Consider the following 13,180-nt stretch of genomic DNA (forward strand, 5'->3'; position numbering starts at 1 on the left):
GCCATGGAACAGGTGCACACCATCGAACTGGAAGGGTTGGAAAAACGCTTCCCGTCGCTTGAAAAACCGGCGGTCGCCAGCCTGACCACCACCCTGCGCAGCGGCGCGGTCATCGGGCTGGTCGGGCCGGACGGCGCCGGCAAAACCACCCTGCTGCGCATGCTGGCCGGGCTGCTGCAGCCCAGCAGCGGCAAATTGCGGGTCGCCGGGCTGGATCCGATCGCCCAGGATCGCCAACTGCACGCGATCCTCGGCTACATGCCGCAGAAGTTCGGGCTGTATGAGGATCTGACGGTGATGGAGAACCTGACGCTGTACGCCGATCTGCGCGGCGTTACCGGCGATCTTCGCCGCCAGACCTTCGAACGGCTGTTGAAATTCACCGATCTGACGCGCTTCACTGAGCGCCTGGCGGGCAAGCTGTCCGGCGGCATGAAACAGAAGCTCGGCCTGGCCTGCACGCTGGTAGGCGAACCTCAGGTGCTGTTGCTGGACGAGCCGGGCGTCGGCGTCGATCCGATCTCGCGCCGCGAGCTGTGGCGCATGGTGCACGAACTGGCCAACGACGGCATGTTGATCCTGTGGAGCACCTCCTATCTCGATGAGGCCGAGCAGTGCCGCGAGGTGCTGCTGCTCAACGAGGGCGAACTGCTGTTCAACGGTGCGCCGCAGGATCTGACCCAACGCATGGCCGGGCGCACGGTGTTGATCGCCGCGCCGCCCGGCAGTCATCGCGCCTTGCTGCAGCGGGCGATCTGCCTGCCGTCGGTCACCGACGGGGTGATCCAGGGAAAATCTCTGCGCCTGATCCTGAAGGAGGGCGAGGATCACCGCCAACTGCTTCAGGCGCTGGATCTGCCGGACGCCGAACTCGACGAGGCGGATCCACGCTTCGAAGATGCGTTTATCGATCTGCTCGGCGGCGGCCCCAACCACCGCTCGGCGCTGGCGGAGATCATGCCGACCGTCAACGGTGAAAGCGGCGAAACCGTGATCGAAGCGGTGCAGCTGACCAAAAAATTCGGCGACTTCGCCGCCACCGATCACGTCGACTTTCAGGTGCGGCGCGGTGAAATTTTCGGCCTGCTCGGCCCGAACGGCGCCGGTAAGTCCACCACCTTTAAAATGATGTGCGGTCTGCTGGTGCCGTCCGAAGGTAAAGCGCTGGTGCTGGGGATGGATCTGAAGACCAGCTCCGGCAAGGCGCGCCAACGGCTCGGCTACATGGCGCAAAAATTCTCGCTGTACGGCAACCTGACGGTGGCGCAGAACCTGAAATTCTTCTCCGGCGTCTACGGCCTGAGCGGCAAGGCGCAACGCGATAAAATCGATGAAATGTCCCGCGCCTTTAACTTCGCGCCGATCCTCGCTCAAACGCCGGACGCGCTGCCGCTCGGCTTCAAGCAACGCCTGGCGCTGGCCTGCGCGCTGATGCACGAACCGGACATTCTGTTCCTCGACGAACCGACTTCCGGCGTCGATCCGCTGACGCGACGCGAGTTCTGGTTGCACATCAACGGCATGGTCGACAAAGGCGTCACGGTGATGGTGACCACCCACTTTATGGACGAGGCGGAGTACTGCGACCGCATCGGCCTGGTGTACCGCGGCAAGATCATCGCCGCCGGCACCCCGGACGACCTCAAACAGCAGGTGGCGCGCGACAATAATCCCAATCCTTCAATGGAACAGGCATTTATCGAGCTGGTACAGGGCTACGACAAGGAGGAAACGCGGTGAGCGACAACCGATCCCCAATCGACGACGGCGGCTTCTCCTGGCGCCGGCTGCGCGCGCTGTGCCTGAAGGAGACGCGGCAAATACTGCGCGATCCCAGCAGCGGTTTGATCGCCTTCGTCATCCCGCTGATGTTGCTGTTTATCTTCGGCTACGGCATCAATCTCGACTCCAGCAAACTGCATCTGGGTATCTTGATGGAGCAACAAAGCGAAGACGCGCGCGATCTGGCCCATGCCTTCGCCGGCTCGCCCTATATCGAACCAACCATCAGCGATAACCGCCAGCAGCTGATCCAGCAAATGCAGGCCGGTACGATCCGCGGTCTGGTGGTGATCCCGGTGGATTTCGACCAGCGCATGGCGCGCCCGCACGACAGCGCACCGATTCAGGTGATCACCGACGGCAGTGAACCGAACACCGCCAACTTTGTGCAGGGCTACGCCCAAGGCGTTTGGCAAATTTGGCAGCAGCAGCGCGCCGCCGATAGCGGGAGCAGCGACAAGCCGCTGATCGACGTGCAAATGCGTTACTGGTTCAACCCGGCGGCCATCAGCCGGCACTACATCATTCCCGGTGCCATCACCATTATCATGACGGTGATCGGCGCCATCCTCACTTCGCTGGTGATCGCCCGCGAGTGGGAGCGCGGCACCATGGAAGCCTTGCTGTCCACCCAGGTGACCCGCAGCGAACTGCTGCTCTCGAAGCTTATTCCCTACTATTTCCTCGGCATGTTCGCCATGGCGCTGTGCATGGCGGTGGCGGTCTGGGTGCTCGGCGTCCCCTACCGCGGCTCGCTGCCCATTCTGCTGCTGATAAGCAGCCTGTTCCTCGCCAGCACCCTCGGCATGGGCCTGCTGATTTCCACCCTCACCCGCAATCAGTTCAACGCGGCGATGGTGGCGCTGAACGCCGCCTTCCTGCCTTCGATCATGCTGTCGGGCTTTATCTTCCAGATCGACAGCATGCCGGCCATCGTGCGCGCGGTGACCTACATCATTCCGGCGCGCTACTTCGTCAGCACGCTGCAAACGCTGTTTTTGGCGGGTAACGTCGGCACCGTGCTGGCGATCAATCTGCTGTTCCTGATCGCTTCCGCCGTGGTGTTCATCGGCCTGACGGCCTGGAAAACCCAGCGCCGGCTGGATTGAGGAGAAAGAGCGATGTTTCATCGTCTGTTGACGCTCATCATCAAGGAAATGCAGGCGCTGCTGCGCGATCCGCAAACCCGCGCCATTTTAATCATGCCGGTGATCCTGCAGGTGCTGCTGTTCCCGTTCGCCGCGACGCTGGAAGTCACCAACGCCACCATCGCGGTCTACAGCGAGGACAGCGGCCAGTCCTCGGTGGAGTTGACCCAACGCTTCGCCAAGGCCAAGGCCTTTCAACACGTGCTGTTGCTGCGCAGCCCGCAGGAGATAAAAGCTACCATTGATAACCAACGGGCGCTGCTGCTGATCCGCTTCCCGGCGCAGTTCTCGCGCGATATCGCCGCCGGCAACACCGCGCCGCTGCAGCTGCTGCTCGACGGGCGCAACTCCAACAGCGCGCAAATCGCCGCCAACTACGTACAGCAGATCGTGCAGGAATATCAGAACGAGCTGCTCGGCAGCCGCGCCAAACCCAACAACAGCGAGCTGGTGGTGCGCAACTGGTATAACCCGAATCTGGACTACAAATGGTTCGTGGTGCCGTCGCTGATCGCCATGATCACTACCATCGGCGTGCTGATCGTCACCTCGCTATCGGTGGCGCGCGAACGTGAACAGGGCACGCTGGAACAGCTGCTGGTCTCACCGCTTACCACCTGGCAAATCTTTATCGGCAAGGCGGTGCCGGCGCAGATCGTCGCGATGTTCCAGGCTTCAATCGTGCTGCTGATCGGCATTTTCCTGTACCGGATCCCATTCGCCGGATCGCTGCTGTTGTTCTACGCCACCATGTTGATCTACGGGCTGTCGCTGGTGGGATTCGGCCTGCTGATTTCGTCGCTGTGCGCCACTCAGCAGCAGGCATTCATCGGGGTGTTCGTGTTCATGATGCCGGCGATCCTGCTCTCGGGTTACGTCTCGCCGGTGGAAAACATGCCGGTATGGCTGCAGGATCTGACCTGGGTGAACCCGATACGCCACTTCACCGACATCACCAAGCAGATCTACCTGAAGGACGCCAGCTTCGACATCATCTGGCACAGCCTGTGGCCGCTGCTGGTGATCACCGCCACCACCGGCAGTGCCGCCTATGCGCTGTTCCGCCGCAAAATCGCATAAAAAAAGCTCTGCATGTCACATGCAGAGCTCTTTGAACGCCAGACACCCTATGGTTTGAAAAACAAAGGATTTAGCGACGGTTGCCGAAGATACGCAGCAACATCAGGAACAGGTTGATGAAGTCGAGATACAGCGTCAACGCGCCAACGATGGCGTACTTGCGGAAGCCGTCTTTATCATCGGCATTCAGCTGCTCGCCCATCGCCTTGAGTTTTTGCGTGTCGTAGGCGGTCAGGCCGACAAACACCACCACCCCGATGTAGGTAATCGCCCACATCAGCGCGGTGCTCTTCAGCCAGATGTTCACCAGCGAGGCCAGCACGATGCCGATCAGCGCCATGAACAGCATGCTGCCGAAGCCGCTCAGATCGCGTTTGGTGGTGTAGCCGTACAGGCTCATGGCGCCGAACATGCCGGCGGTAACCACGAAGGTGCTGGCGATCGAGCTGTAGGTGTAAGCGATGAAGATGCTCGACAGCGTCAGCCCGGTCAGCGCCGAGTACAGCATGAACAGAGAAGTAGCCACCGTGCCGCTCAGGCGGTTGACCATGCCGGAAATCACAAACACCAGCGCTAATTGAGCGATGATCAGACCGAAGAAGGTGATCTGGCTGGAGAAGATGAAGTTGAGGATCGCGGGCGTGTTGGCCGCATACCAGGAAACGAACGCCGTCAGCAGCAGACCGCAGGTCATCCAGCCGTAGACCTGCGCCATGTAGGCCTGAATGCCGCTGTTGGCACGTTCGACGATTGAACCATTAGAGCGTGGATATCGGTCCATGACGGTTACCTTTTGCGTTGTAAACAAGATTCCGAAGCCCCGCGAGCGGGGCTTCGCCTGCTATAAGCGTACCACAGAATATGCCGCGCGAAAGCGGCAAAGGTATTGATTTGTTTCCGCTGTTGACGCGCTATTTAGCCGCTTTTTGCCAGCGCTGCGCCGCCTGACGATCGCTGTCGCGGGCGTCCACCCAACGATCGCCCTGGCCGGTGGCTTCGCGCTTCCAGAACGGCGCGCGGGTCTTCAGGTAGTCCATGATGAACTCGCTGGCGGCGAACGCCATGCTGCGGTGCGCGCCGGTCACGCCGACGAACACGATCTCGTCGCCGGGATACAGCGCGCCGACGCGGTGGATCACCGTCACGCGCTGCAGCGGCCAGCGGCTGCGCGCCTCGGCCACGATCTCCGCCAGCGCCTTCTCGGTCATGCCGGGGTAGTGTTCCAGCGTCAGCGCGCTGACGTCGTCCCCCAGATTATGGTTGCGCACCTTGCCGGTGAAGGTCACCACCGCGCCGTCGGCGTCGCACTGCGCCAGCCACTGATACTCGTCGCCGACGTTGAACGGCGCTTCGCCCACGCGAATGCGGGTGTTTTCCATGTTTACCCCCCGGTGACCGGCGGGAAGAAAGCCACTTCATCGCCGGCGCGCAGCGGATGGTCCGCCGCCACCAGCGACTGATTGACCGCCGCCAGCAGCTTGCCGGACTCCAGCGCCAACGCCCAGCGATCGCCGCGCGCACACAGCGCCTGACGCAACGCCTCAACGGTGGGATAATCCGCCGGCATCGACAGACCGCCGGTGCCCACCAATTCGCGCACCTGCGCGAAGAAAAGAATATCGATCATGCGTTCACCTTAAAATCGCCGGATTTGCCGCCGCTTTTCGCCAGCAGGCGCACCGGGCCGATCACCATGTCTTTCTGCACCGCTTTGCACATGTCATAGATGGTCAATGCCGCTACCGAGGCGGCGGTCAGCGCCTCCATCTCGACGCCGGTTTTGCCGGTCAGCCGGCAGCAGGTTTCGATGCGCACCCGGTTGTGCTGCGTCTGCGCCTCCAGCTGCACTTCGACCTTGCTCAGCATCAGTGGATGGCACAGCGGGATCAGCTCCCAGGTGCGCTTGGCCGCCTGAATACCGGCGATGCGCGCCGTGGCAAACACGTCGCCCTTGTGATGGCTACCGTCGACGATCATCGCCAGCGTGGCGGGCAGCATCTCGACGAAGGCTTCGGCGCGCGCCTCGCGCACCGTTTCCGCCTTGGCGGAAACGTCGACCATATGGGCTTCGCCGGCGGCGTTAATGTGGGTTAGCTGTGTCATGACTCAGGGCTTCTTCAAATGGGGCTGGAAGTTGCACGGCCGATGGCGCGCGTCCAACTGCTCTTCGATAATCCGCTCCCAGGCGGTGCGGCAGGCGCGGGTAGATCCCGGCATGGCGAAAATCACCGTGCGGTTGGCCAGGCCGGCCAGCGCGCGCGACTGGATCGTCGCGGTGCCGATCTCTTCGTACGACACCATGCGGAACAGTTCGCCGAACCCCTCCACCTCTCTGTCGAACAGCGGCAACAGCGCTTCCGGCGTGTTGTCGCGGGCGGTAAAACCGGTGCCGCCGGTGATCAGCACCGCCTGCACGTTGTCATCGGCGATCCAGGCGGAAACCCGCGCGCGGATCTGGTAAATGTCATCTTTGACGATGGCGCGATCCACCACCTGATGGCCGGCTTCCTGCGCCGCTTCCTGCAGGTATTGGCCGGAGGTATCCTCCGCCGCGCCGCGACTGTCGGACACGGTCAGTATGGCGATGTGCGCCGCAATAAATTCGCTACTCGCATGGCTCATGGTTCAATAAGCTCCTATTGGCTGTCAGCCGCCGATAAACGACAGGTTCTGGGTAATCCCGCTGTTGCCCTGATGCAGGAAATGGGTCTGCTTCTTGCTCAGCAGCCCGCGCTGGATGCGCGCCTTCAGCGCGTCGAGCTGGCCGTCGTCCGCCAGCAGATCGCGCAGGGGCACGCCCTGCTCGCCGAACAGGCACAGGTGCAGATTGCCGATGGAAGAAACGCGCAGTCGGTTGCAGCTGGCGCAGAAGTCTTTTTCGTACGGCATGATAAGCCCCACCTCGCCCTGATAGTCCGGGTGGCTGAACACCTGCGCCGGGCCATCGCTGCGGCCGCGCGCCTGGCGCTGCCAGCCCTGCTGCTCCAGCTGCTGGCGAATCACTTCGCCGGAGACGTGGTGTTTGCGAAACAGCTCGCCGCCCTCGCCGGTTTCCATCAGTTCGATAAAGCGCAGCTGGATCGGCCGATCCTTGATCCAGGCGAGAAAGGCGCCGAGCTGCTGGTGGTTAACGTCGCGCATCAGCACCGCGTTGACCTTGACCTTGCTGAAACCGGCGCTAAAGGCGGCGTCGATACCGTCCATCACCTGGCGGAACTTATCCTGACCGGTAATGGCGTGAAACTGGCGCGGATCCAGGCTGTCGACGCTGACGTTGATCGCCGTCAGACCGGCGTCACGCCAGGCGGCGACGTCGCGCGCCAGCCGGTAGCCATTGGTGGTGACCGCCAGCGTGCGAATGGCCGGGTTTTCCCGCACGGCGGCGATGATCTCGGTAAAATCGCGGCGCAGCGAAGGCTCGCCCCCGGTCAGGCGCACCTTTTCGGTGCCCAGCTCGGCGAACGCGCGGCTGACGCGGCGGATTTCATCCAGCGACAGGAAGCTTTTCGGGCTGCCGCTCGGCTTGTAGCCATCGGGCAGACAATAGGTGCAACGAAAATTGCACACGTCGGTGATCGACAAGCGCAGGTAATAGAACTTGCGCTCATAAGCATCAATGAGTTGCGGTACCATAACACCTTTCCAAAGTCGGGAGATGCGAGCGTTTCCCCTCTGCACCCTGGTGGCTGACTTCGCCACGGCCCAGGCGCCATATCGTTCATGATGAACAACGTAGGCGCAGGGGCTAGGAGTTTGATTTCTCTTTCCGCTAGCTTAAGTAGCCGGAACGAAACCGTGGTTTTCAACAGAATTCTAGCGCTAATCGGTAACGATAGCCAACGCGTAAATTCGCTATATAATTGTCTATACAGCGTTTTTGGACGCCGCGTATTCTGGTAAACCATGATAAACATCGCTTGCGCGGACGAATTGACCGGAATCACGCAAATGACACTCTTATCGCGTTTTTACGCCGGATCCGCTACCTTATGCGGGCAGTTCAGCCCCTTTGTAAGGAAATTTATGCTCAATCGTACCCTGGCCGATCTCGACCGCGTGGTGGCGTTAGGCGGCGGACACGGCCTGGGCCGTGTCATGTCGGCCCTGTCGTCCTTAGGCTCACGCCTGACCGGCATCGTCACCACCACCGACAACGGCGGCTCCACCGGCCGTATCCGTCGTTCGGAAGGCGGCATTGCCTGGGGCGATACCCGTAACTGTCTCAACCAGCTGATCACCGAACCGAGCGTCGCCTCGGCGATGTTCGAATACCGCTTCAGCGGCAACGGCGAACTGGCCGGCCACAACCTCGGCAACCTGATGTTGAAAGCGCTGGATCACCTGAGCGTGCGCCCGCTGGAAGCGATCAACCTGGTGCGCAGCCTGCTGAAGGTGGACGCCGCGCTGATCCCGATGTCGGAACAGCCGGTGGATTTGATGGCGCACGATCACGAAGGCAACCATGTTTACGGTGAAGTGAATGTCGATCAGCTGACCCATATGCCGCAGGAGCTGATGCTGTCGCCGCCGGTCAACGCCACGCGCGAAGCGCTGGACGCCATCGCGCAGGCCGACGTGATCCTGATCGGGCCAGGCAGTTTCCTCACCAGCCTGATGCCGCTGCTGCTGCTGGACGATCTCACCCAGGCGCTGCGCCGCAGCAGCGCCAGCATGATCTATATCGGCAACCTCGGCCGCGAGCTGAGCGTGGCCGCCGCGGCGCTGTCGTTAAAGGATAAGCTGACGCTGATGGAAGATAAGATCGGCCGCCCTATGATCGACGCGCTGATCGTCGGCCCGGCGGTGGACGCCAGTGAAGTGCAGGATCGGGTGGTGATTCAACAGCCGCTGGAAGCGAGCGACATCCCCTACCGCCACGATCGCCAGCTGCTGCGTCAGGCGCTGGATCAAGCGCTGGTGGAGCTGGCCGCCCGCCGCTGACCGAATTTAGCCGTCGCGCCCGCGCAGCCAGGGGTTATCGCTGGCCGGGGCGGGATGGCTGACCATATCGATATACAGATCTTCCACCTCTTTGCGCGCCCAGGGCGTTCGGCGCAAAAACTTCAGGCTGGACTTGATGCTCGGATCGCTGCGGAAACAGTTGATGCGAATGCGCTCGCCCAGCTCGGACCAACCGTAGTGATCCACCAGTTTATTCAGCAGTTGCTCCAGCGTTACGCCGTGCAGCGGGTCTTTAGACTGGTGTTGGTTCATGTTCGGTACTCTCGCGGTCAGATCGGGCCGCACACCATAACAGCTTTGACGCGGCCGACAAGGAATTTTGACGCCCGCAGCGCAGGCGCCGCCAAACGATCAGGAAATCGCGATGAACTGCTCGCGCAGCTGATGGATTTCGTCGCGCAGCGCCGCCGCCTGTTCGAACTCCAGGTTCTGCGCGTGAGTGTACATCTGCGCCTCCAGATCGCGGATCTTCTGATCCAACGCTTTCGGCGTAAGGTTCTGAAGCTGAGTGCCGCTTTCCGCTGCCTTGCCCTTGCCTTTGCCCTTGGCACGGTTGACCGGTTGGCCGATCTGCAGGATATCGCCGATCTTCTTGTTCAGCCCCTGCGGCACGATGCCGTTGGCTTCGTTGTACGCCTGCTGCTTGGCGCGGCGCCGCTCGGTTTCGCCGATCGCCTTGGCCATTGAATCGGTGATGCGATCGCCATACAGGATCGCCTTGCCGTTCAGGTTACGCGCCGCGCGGCCGATGGTCTGGATCAGCGAACGCTCGGAGCGCAGGAAGCCTTCCTTGTCGGCGTCCAGAATCGCCACCAGCGACACCTCAGGCATGTCGAGCCCCTCACGCAACAGGTTGATGCCCACCAGCACGTCAAACTCGCCCAGACGCAGATCGCGGATGATTTCGACCCGTTCCACGGTATCGATGTCCGAGTGCAGATAGCGCACGCGCTCGCCATGCTCTTCCAGGTATTCGGTCAGATCTTCCGCCATGCGTTTGGTCAGGGTGGTCACCAGCACGCGCTCGTTGATCGCCGCGCGCTTGCGGATCTCGGAGAGCAGATCGTCCACCTGGGTGGCGACCGGCCGCACCTCGACGATCGGATCCAGCAACCCGGTCGGACGCACCACCTGATCGATCAGATCGCCGCCGGATTTCTCCAGCTCATATTTGCCCGGCGTCGCGGAGACATAGATGGTCTGCGGTGCCAGCGCCTCGAACTCCTCGAAGCGCAGCGGGCGGTTATCCAGCGCCGACGGCAGGCGGAAACCGTATTCCACCAGCGTTTCCTTACGCGCGCGGTCGCCCTTGAACATCGCGCCGATCTGCGGAATGGTGACGTGGGATTCGTCGACCACCAGCAGGCCGTCCGCCGGCAGGTAATCGAACAGCGTCGGCGGCGGTTCACCCTCGGCGCGGCCGGACAGGTAGCGCGAATAGTTTTCGATGCCCGAGCAGTAACCCAGTTCGTTCATCATCTCCAGATCGAACTGGGTGCGCTGCGTCAGGCGCTGCTCTTCCAGCAGCTTGTTGTTGGCCAGCAACACCTTGCGGCGGTCCGCCAGATCGACCTTGATCTCTTCCATCGCCTGTATGATCCGCTCGCGCGGCGTGACGTAGTGCGACTTAGGGTAAATGGTAAAACGCGGCACCACCTGCTCGATCTGCCCGGTCAGCGGATCGAACAGCGACAGCCGTTCCACTTCTTCGTCGAACAGCTCGACGCGCAGCGCCAGCTCGTCCGATTCCGCCGGGTAAATGTCGATCACCTCGCCGCGCACGCGGAAGGTGGCGCGCTGGAAGGCCTGATCGTTGCGGGAATACTGCAGCTCCGCCAGCCGGCGCAAAATGGAGCGTTGATCGATGATCATGCCCTGGGTCAGATGCAGCATCATCTTCAGGTAAAGATCCGGATCCCCCAGGCCGTAGATCGCCGACACCGACGCCACCACCACCACGTCGCGCCGTTCGAGCAGCGCCTTGGTGGCGGAAAGACGCATCTGCTCGATGTGCTCGTTCACCGACGCGTCTTTTTCAATGAAGGTGTCGGAGCTCGGCACGTAGGCTTCCGGCTGGTAGTAGTCGTAGTAGGAGACGAAGTACTCCACCGCATTCTCCGGGAAAAACTCTTTCATCTCGCCGTACAGCTGCGCCGCCAACGTCTTGTTCGGCGCCAGCACCATGGTCGGCCGATTTAAATCGGCTATCACGTTGGCGATGGTGAAGGTCTTGCCCGAACCGGTGACCCCCAGCAGCGTCTGGTGCGCCAGGCCGTCTTCCAGCCCCTCTTCCAGCTTGCGGATGGCTTCCGGCTGATCGCCGGCCGGTTTGAATTCAGAATGCAGTTTGAACAGTTTACTCATGGCTCGGCTACCCTGTGGAGATGCGCGCGCTCAGGCGGCCAGCCGGCTCTGCGCCGGGCATGGCCCCTAATTATGGAAAGTGTCGGCGATTTGCGCCAGTGCCCATGATACTGGATATAAAACCAGCTTCAAGCGGATTCGTCGCTGCGCCCGGCGTGGCGAGCGCGTCATTGCACCGTGGCGTTACAGTCGGGTGACATTTTTATTGTCAATAACAGATTTATCCCCAGAACTTGCCGCAAATTAACTTATTGATAGCACCGCGGCGAAAAATCATACATAGAAGCGCGAACAATACCCTTGCGTCTTGATTTTAATTAACCTATTGATATTTAATTAATTTAATAAAAAGACGAGAATGCGGACAAAGCGAACAGAACCCGCGTCCGCTCTCGCTTTACAGCGTTTTTCTAAATCTAATACACAAGGTTATCCACAGGAATAGTGGATAACTCTCACCGCCCCGCCCGTGGCGGGAGTTACAGAAAGAAAGCTTTTCGCCCTTTACACTCGCCAAAATGCCTTTTTTAGTTATTTTTTCATAAAAATATCGCTTTGTTTATGCCGATTAATACTAAAAATCCCCATTGCCAAAATCGCATTGTCCCCTTTCGCCCCGATCGTTCTTGACGGCGGCGCAACGCCTTGCACCACGCCCACCTCGGGGAGCACCACAAGAGTGCAAAAAACGTTCGGGTTAACTTCCCCGCATATTTTCGAGCCGCCGCGGCGCCGCCCGCCAGGCCCGACCGGCGGTTAACAAGACGATAACAACCTGCCATTTTCATCCGACGAAAAAACTGGCCTGGGAGTTGCTTTATCTTTCTGCGTGCACACCGGACGCGGCAGCATAATGCGCTGCCCAGTGCCCCATCCCGGCGTCGCACTATCCTTCGTAAAAGCGCGAGAACGACACCAAGTCGTCATAAGCGTCGCTTTTCACGACATATTGACTGTCATTCCGTCCACCGCTAACCGTGATCGGGCATCGGACGGACGGCATTTTGTTCCAGGCATTGCCACACTCGGGAAATCAGCCGCCAAAGCGGCCTTTGCAGCAACCCGCCAACGGGTGGAATGGGCGTCGATGAGGAGAATGCCAAATGCTGAGCCTGAGATCGGTCAATCAATTTTACGGGCAGAACCACATCCTGTGGGACATCAATCTGGAGCTGCCGCGCGGCCAGTGCACCGTGCTGCTCGGGCGCAACGGCGTGGGCAAAACCACGCTGGTCAACTGTATCGTGGGGCACTTGCCGGTGGTGAGCGGCAGCATGACCTGGCAGCCGGCGGATGAGCCGCCGCAAAACCTGCTGTTGCAGCCGATGGAGCGCCGGGCCGCGCTGGGCATCAGCCACGTGCCCCAGGGGCGGCAACTCTTCTCGCAGCTGAGCGTGGAAGAGAATCTGCAGGTGGCGCAGATGGCCGTGCGCGGCGCTCCTCGCCGCATTCCGCCGCTGATCTACAGCCTGTTCCCCAACTTGCGCCAGATGCGCGCCCGCCGCGCCGGCGATCTGTGCGCAGGCGCCCAACGCCAGCTGGCCATCGGCCGTGCGTTGGCCCAGGAACCGGCGCTGCTGATCCTCGACGAACCGACGGCGGGCGTGCCGCCTTCGATCGCCGCCGATATCGGCAATGTGATCCGCAGGCTCAACTATGAGTTGGGCATGACCATTTTGTTGGTAGAACATCAGCTGCCGTTCGTGCGCCGGGTGGCGGATCGCTTTTGCCTGCTGGATAGCGGGCGCACGGTGGCGCACGGCGCGCTGGCGCAGCTGGATGAGGCGCTGATCGGCGTCGGTCTGGCGGGACAGGACGGAGGATGAGGGAGCGAGGCTCCCTCA

General features: G+C 61.1%; 13 protein-coding genes and 1 riboswitch. Of the genes, 5 read left to right on the top strand and 8 right to left on the bottom strand.

The window, feature by feature from the left end; translation table 11 throughout:
- Positions 1 to 3 precede the first annotated feature (3 nt).
- From AC6BYQ_RS06575 to AC6BYQ_RS06585, 3 genes are read left to right on the top strand one after another with little or no spacing between them, the layout of a single operon-like run.
- A complete protein-coding gene (locus tag AC6BYQ_RS06575; RefSeq protein WP_498056536.1) occupies positions 4 to 1,740 on the top strand; it encodes an ATP-binding cassette domain-containing protein in 1,737 nt (578 codons plus the stop codon).
- On the top strand, positions 1,737 to 2,891 hold the full coding sequence (locus AC6BYQ_RS06580; RefSeq protein ID WP_498056537.1) for an ABC transporter permease: 1,155 nt from the start codon (positions 1,737 to 1,739) through the stop codon (positions 2,889 to 2,891). Before AC6BYQ_RS06575 ends, AC6BYQ_RS06580 begins: the two co-directional genes overlap by 4 nt.
- A gap of 12 nt (positions 2,892 to 2,903) precedes the next feature.
- A complete protein-coding gene (locus tag AC6BYQ_RS06585) occupies positions 2,904 to 4,010 on the top strand; it encodes an ABC transporter permease (RefSeq protein ID WP_154746708.1) in 1,107 nt (368 codons plus the stop codon).
- Between the two features lie 70 nt (positions 4,011 to 4,080).
- Here AC6BYQ_RS06585 and AC6BYQ_RS06590 read toward each other — a convergent pair whose 3' ends face one another.
- From AC6BYQ_RS06590 to moaA, 6 genes are all read right to left on the bottom strand, one after another.
- Positions 4,081 to 4,791, bottom strand: coding sequence for a Bax inhibitor-1/YccA family protein (locus AC6BYQ_RS06590; protein ID WP_198636080.1), 711 nt, complete (start codon positions 4,789 to 4,791; stop codon positions 4,081 to 4,083).
- Between the two features lie 130 nt (positions 4,792 to 4,921).
- Positions 4,922 to 5,389, bottom strand: a complete 468-nt coding sequence (gene moaE, locus AC6BYQ_RS06595; RefSeq protein ID WP_019453984.1) for a molybdopterin synthase catalytic subunit MoaE — start codon at positions 5,387 to 5,389, stop codon at positions 4,922 to 4,924.
- Positions 5,390 to 5,391: 2 nt separating this feature from the next.
- Positions 5,392 to 5,637: a molybdopterin synthase sulfur carrier subunit gene (gene moaD, locus AC6BYQ_RS06600; RefSeq protein ID WP_019453985.1), complete on the bottom strand. Its 246-nt coding sequence runs from the start codon at positions 5,635 to 5,637 to the stop codon at positions 5,392 to 5,394.
- Positions 5,634 to 6,113: a cyclic pyranopterin monophosphate synthase MoaC gene (gene moaC / locus AC6BYQ_RS06605; RefSeq protein ID WP_019453986.1), complete on the bottom strand. Its 480-nt coding sequence runs from the start codon at positions 6,111 to 6,113 to the stop codon at positions 5,634 to 5,636. Before moaC ends, moaD begins: the two co-directional genes overlap by 4 nt.
- Before the next feature lie 3 nt (positions 6,114 to 6,116).
- The gene (moaB, locus tag AC6BYQ_RS06610; protein WP_019453987.1) at positions 6,117 to 6,632 is read right to left on the bottom strand and encodes a molybdenum cofactor biosynthesis protein B; all 516 of its coding nucleotides are present in this window, start codon (positions 6,630 to 6,632) and stop codon (positions 6,117 to 6,119) included.
- Between the two features lie 24 nt (positions 6,633 to 6,656).
- Positions 6,657 to 7,643 carry a GTP 3',8-cyclase MoaA gene (moaA, locus tag AC6BYQ_RS06615; RefSeq protein WP_154746707.1) on the bottom strand — a complete coding sequence of 329 codons (987 nt, stop codon included), beginning with the start codon at positions 7,641 to 7,643 and terminating at the stop codon, positions 6,657 to 6,659.
- Positions 7,630 to 7,774: riboswitch (molybdenum cofactor riboswitch) on the bottom strand. Its footprint overlaps the gene before it by 14 nt.
- A 259-nt stretch (positions 7,775 to 8,033) precedes the next feature.
- Between moaA and yvcK the strand changes: the two genes are divergently transcribed.
- On the top strand, positions 8,034 to 8,951 hold the full coding sequence (gene yvcK / locus AC6BYQ_RS06620; protein ID WP_063918936.1) for a uridine diphosphate-N-acetylglucosamine-binding protein YvcK: 918 nt from the start codon (positions 8,034 to 8,036) through the stop codon (positions 8,949 to 8,951).
- A gap of 6 nt (positions 8,952 to 8,957) precedes the next feature.
- On the opposite strand, the gene AC6BYQ_RS06625 is transcribed toward yvcK, so the two are convergent.
- Both AC6BYQ_RS06625 and uvrB read right to left on the bottom strand, forming a co-directional pair.
- The gene (locus AC6BYQ_RS06625) at positions 8,958 to 9,224 is read right to left on the bottom strand and encodes a VF530 family protein (protein ID WP_019453990.1); all 267 of its coding nucleotides are present in this window, start codon (positions 9,222 to 9,224) and stop codon (positions 8,958 to 8,960) included.
- A gap of 99 nt (positions 9,225 to 9,323) precedes the next feature.
- Complete coding sequence (gene uvrB / locus AC6BYQ_RS06630; protein ID WP_019453991.1) at positions 9,324 to 11,336, bottom strand: excinuclease ABC subunit UvrB; 2,013 nt, start codon at positions 11,334 to 11,336, stop codon at positions 9,324 to 9,326.
- A gap of 1,103 nt (positions 11,337 to 12,439) precedes the next feature.
- Here uvrB and AC6BYQ_RS06635 point away from each other — a divergent pair.
- The gene (locus AC6BYQ_RS06635; RefSeq protein WP_019453992.1) at positions 12,440 to 13,162 is read left to right on the top strand and encodes an ATP-binding cassette domain-containing protein; all 723 of its coding nucleotides are present in this window, start codon (positions 12,440 to 12,442) and stop codon (positions 13,160 to 13,162) included.
- Positions 13,163 to 13,180 lie beyond the last annotated feature (18 nt).

Source organism: Serratia sp. LTN-2, assembly GCF_059740205.1.

What these genes read in the sequence shown, in the direction of transcription:
- moaD (WP_019453985.1), bottom strand. Translation starts at nt 5,637, where the DNA reads ATGATCGATATTCTTTTCTTCGCGCAGGTGCGCGAATTGGTGGGCACC.
- moaE (WP_019453984.1), bottom strand. Translation starts at nt 5,389, where the DNA reads ATGGAAAACACCCGCATTCGCGTGGGCGAAGCGCCGTTCAACGTCGGC.
- moaA (WP_154746707.1), bottom strand. Translation starts at nt 7,643, where the DNA reads ATGGTACCGCAACTCATTGATGCTTATGAGCGCAAGTTCTATTACCTG.
- yvcK (WP_063918936.1), top strand. Translation starts at nt 8,034, where the DNA reads ATGCTCAATCGTACCCTGGCCGATCTCGACCGCGTGGTGGCGTTAGGC.
- AC6BYQ_RS06625 (WP_019453990.1), bottom strand. Translation starts at nt 9,224, where the DNA reads ATGAACCAACACCAGTCTAAAGACCCGCTGCACGGCGTAACGCTGGAG.
- AC6BYQ_RS06590 (WP_198636080.1), bottom strand. Translation starts at nt 4,791, where the DNA reads ATGGACCGATATCCACGCTCTAATGGTTCAATCGTCGAACGTGCCAAC.
- uvrB (WP_019453991.1), bottom strand. Translation starts at nt 11,336, where the DNA reads ATGAGTAAACTGTTCAAACTGCATTCTGAATTCAAACCGGCCGGCGAT.
- AC6BYQ_RS06635 (WP_019453992.1), top strand. Translation starts at nt 12,440, where the DNA reads ATGCTGAGCCTGAGATCGGTCAATCAATTTTACGGGCAGAACCACATC.
- AC6BYQ_RS06575 (WP_498056536.1), top strand. Translation starts at nt 4, where the DNA reads ATGGAACAGGTGCACACCATCGAACTGGAAGGGTTGGAAAAACGCTTC.
- moaC (WP_019453986.1), bottom strand. Translation starts at nt 6,113, where the DNA reads ATGACACAGCTAACCCACATTAACGCCGCCGGCGAAGCCCATATGGTC.
- AC6BYQ_RS06585 (WP_154746708.1), top strand. Translation starts at nt 2,904, where the DNA reads ATGTTTCATCGTCTGTTGACGCTCATCATCAAGGAAATGCAGGCGCTG.
- moaB (WP_019453987.1), bottom strand. Translation starts at nt 6,632, where the DNA reads ATGAGCCATGCGAGTAGCGAATTTATTGCGGCGCACATCGCCATACTG.